3 protein-coding genes are annotated in these 3,281 nt (G+C 60.4%); all 3 read left to right on the top strand.

Features of this window, described 5'->3' with window-relative positions:
* The first annotated feature begins 278 nt into the window (after nt 1-278).
* The gene (locus DM806_RS00925) at nt 279-557 is read left to right on the top strand and encodes a ParB/RepB/Spo0J family partition protein (protein WP_256869023.1); all 279 of its coding nucleotides are present in this window, start codon (nt 279-281) and stop codon (nt 555-557) included.
* Between the two features lie 509 nt (nt 558-1,066).
* Nucleotides 1,067-2,329, top strand: coding sequence for an IS21 family transposase (gene istA, locus DM806_RS00930; protein ID WP_179041410.1), 1,263 nt, complete (start codon nt 1,067-1,069; stop codon nt 2,327-2,329).
* On the top strand, nt 2,326-3,225 hold the full coding sequence (gene istB / locus DM806_RS00935) for an IS21-like element helper ATPase IstB (protein ID WP_179041411.1): 900 nt from the start codon (nt 2,326-2,328) through the stop codon (nt 3,223-3,225). The genes istA and istB overlap by 4 nt, the downstream gene beginning before the upstream one ends.
* Nucleotides 3,226-3,281: the final 56 nt, after the last annotated feature.

Raw genomic sequence — 3,281 nt, forward strand, 5'->3', positions numbered from 1 at the left:
GGTGGACACATCTTTCACACCGCCTCACTCAACCGAACAGGTGCGCGGAATTCCGCGCTTACGCTGGACGCGATGGCGTTGGCCGGTCCCGGCCAAGCGGTGTGGGCGTCGCTTCCCTCTAGGCCCGTCGCGGCGGGCGGCAAGCCGGCCTGTGGCGCGGCTCCTCCACTCGCGTTTCGGTCCTTCGGATGCAGCCCGTCGCTTTGCCGGGCCTGCCGGTGCGCTCTTGCCGCCCACCCCGCTTTCCGGGGCCGGTGCGCGCAAGAGGAGTAAGGAAGATGGAACTCAAGCATATCGACATTGCCTGCCTCTCGATCTCGCCTGCGAATATGCGGGGCGTGAAGAAGGCGCCGGACCTCACCAATATCCTGCCGTCCGTTCGGGCGAGGGGCGTGCTGGTGCCGCTGATCGTGCGAGCAAAATCCTGTCCCGAGCCTGTCGAGGGAGGGTCGCCCACCACCTATGAGATTGTTGCGGGCAAGCGGCGCTATCATGCCGCCATGATCGTGGCGCAGGAAGTCCACGACCCTTGTCACGGATGGCCACTGATGACCTGATACATTGATGTGGAAAGTCGGAGGAACATGGTCAGGGAAGGACAAATTCCTCGCAACACGGGAACCGAACCGGCAATTAAAACCTAGGATTTCTCAATGTTTGGACGCGGATGGTCGCAAATGGATTACACTTGCAAAATTGTCTAACTAGATTAGACACTTAGATCGTATTTATGCTGACCTTTTGGTTCTCGTGGTACATTTTGCGGTATCTTACCGCCGCTGACAGTCAATCAAGAATTTGAAATCATAACGTTATTTATTCGCTTGGATTCCGTCCCCGGCACCATTTTCCTTGATTTTCCTGTTCATGGCCGTCCGGAATAGATGGTATATTTGGGCGGGTTTGCGGTATCTCGTGTCATCGGTCCTGCAATTCTCCGCAAAAGTGGGCTTTGAAAATTCCCTAGTTGTTGGCCCCTTCATCTCATTCTGCCGGGGCTAGCCCCGGCAGAATGAGATGAGCCGACATCGTCCTCATCTCCTTTGCAGACGCGGAGACGGGGCCGATGATCCGACTTGGAGAATTGATGATGATCCTCGAGCTACATCGGCAGGGCGTATCGATATCCGCCATCGCCCGACGCACTGGCCGCGACCCCAAGACCATCCGCAAATATATCGAGCGGGGTGTCGAAGCCCCGGTTTATGGCCCGCGCGCGCTGGGGCGGCCGAACAAGCTGGCGCCCTATCTGGAATTTCTGCGCGAGCGGGTGACGGCCTTTCCCGATCTGACAGCGGCGCGCCTGACGCGGGAAATCCGTGAGCTGGGCTATATGGGCGCCTATACCGCCGTGAAGCGGTTCCTGGCGGCGATCCGACCGGAAAACGGCCCCAAGCCCTTCGAGGTGCGGTTCGAGACGCCGCCAGGCGTGCAGGCGCAGGTCGACTTCGCCCGGTTCGTCGTTGATTTTACCGATGAGCCCGGCGTCAGCCGGATCGTCTGGCTGTTCAGCCTGGTGCTGGGGCATTCGCGCTTCCTGTTTGCACGCTATGTCATGCACCAGGATCTCCAAACCCTGTTGCGCTGTCATATGCAGGCCTTCGAAGCGATCGGCGGCGTCCCGATCGAGATCCTCTACGATCGCATGAAAACCGCCGTGACGGGGGAGGATGATCAGGGCCATATCATCTACAATCGATCATTGCTGGCCCTGGCGCGGCATTACCGCTTCGTACCCCGCGCCTGCCGCCCCTATCGGGCCAAGACCAAGGGAAAGGTCGAGCGGCCGTTCAGCTATATCCGCAAGGACTTCTTCCTGGGCCGGAGCTTCCGCAATCTGGAAGATCTCAATGTCCAGCTGATCGACTGGCTCGATACCGTCGCCAACGTCCGTGTCCACGGCACGACGCAGCGGATCATTCTCGAAGCCTTTGCCGCCGAGCAGCCTGAGCTGCAACTGCTCCCAGCAGGGCGCTTCGATGCCGTGCTGAAGCTGGAGCGCCGCGTCAGCCACGACGGCATGGTCTCCGTCGGCGGCAACTATTACAGCGTTCCCGATCGCACCCGGCGCATCGTCGAAATCCAGCAACTGCCTGACAAGATCCGGATCATCGACCTGGGCAATGTCATTGCCGAGCATCCTGTCCTGGAGGGGCGCCGGCAATACAGGATCGACCCTGCGCATCGAACCGGAGGCAACGGCGCCAAACGCCGTCACCATGGGAAAGAAGTTATCGCCATTGGTCGTATCGGCGAGCATGTCGCGGTGCGCTCTCTGGCGATTTATCAGGCGATCGGCAGCCAGCTGGCCCGAGGAGAACGGCCATGAACCACGTTGCTGCCGCTTCCCGCCTCGATAATATCCGCCGCAGCCTGGTTCATCTCAAAATGTCGCGCGCCCTGGAGATGCTCGACGTCACCCTGCGCGGAATCGAGCAGGGTAAGATCGATGGCATTGAGGCCATCGACATATTGCTGAACGAAGAACTGTCGCTGCGGGAGAACCGCAGGATCAAGGCGGCCCTGCGCATGGCAAGGCTGCCGATCATCAAGACGCTGGACGGATATGACTTCTCCTTCCAGCCCTCGCTCGACCGCAATCGGATCCTGGCGCTGGCTGGCCTTGACTTCATCAACCGGGCCGAGGTCGTGCATCTTCTGGGGCCTCCGGGCACCGGGAAGAGCCACATCGCTACCGCCCTCGCAGTCGAGACCGTCAAGGCGGGCAAGAGCGTCTACTTCATCCCGCTCGCCGATCTGATCGCTTCGCTGGCCAAGGCCGAACGTGAGGGCACCTTGCGCGAAAGGATCCGCTTCCTGTGCCGCTCTTCCCTCCTCGTCGTCGATGAGATCGGGTATCTCCCCGTTACGCCTGGCGGCGGCAACCTGTTCTTCCAGCTCGTCAACGCCCGATACGAAAAGGGCGCCATGATCCTTACATCCAACCGCGGCTTCGCCGAATGGAGCGATGTCTTTGGCGATCCGGTGGTCGCCACCGCGCTGCTCGACCGCCTTCTTCACCACGCTGTGGTCATCCAGATCGAGGGCTCCAGCTATCGCATGCGACAGCACGCCGACCTGCTGCCTGAACATGCGCGCGCTACACCGCCCATCAACCCGTCGCCCTTGCCCAAACGGCGCGGCCGCCCGCCAACGAAGGAAAAGCCCGATCCCATCACGGCTGATCACCGGCATAAACCCTCCCGCCAAACTAGGGAATTTTAGATGCCCACTTTTGAGGAATCTTCGGTGCCCGTTGACATCTCGTCCACCCTCGTCCG

This window comes from Sphingobium lactosutens, from assembly GCF_013393185.1.
Classification (GTDB): domain Bacteria; phylum Pseudomonadota; class Alphaproteobacteria; order Sphingomonadales; family Sphingomonadaceae; genus Sphingobium; species Sphingobium lactosutens_A.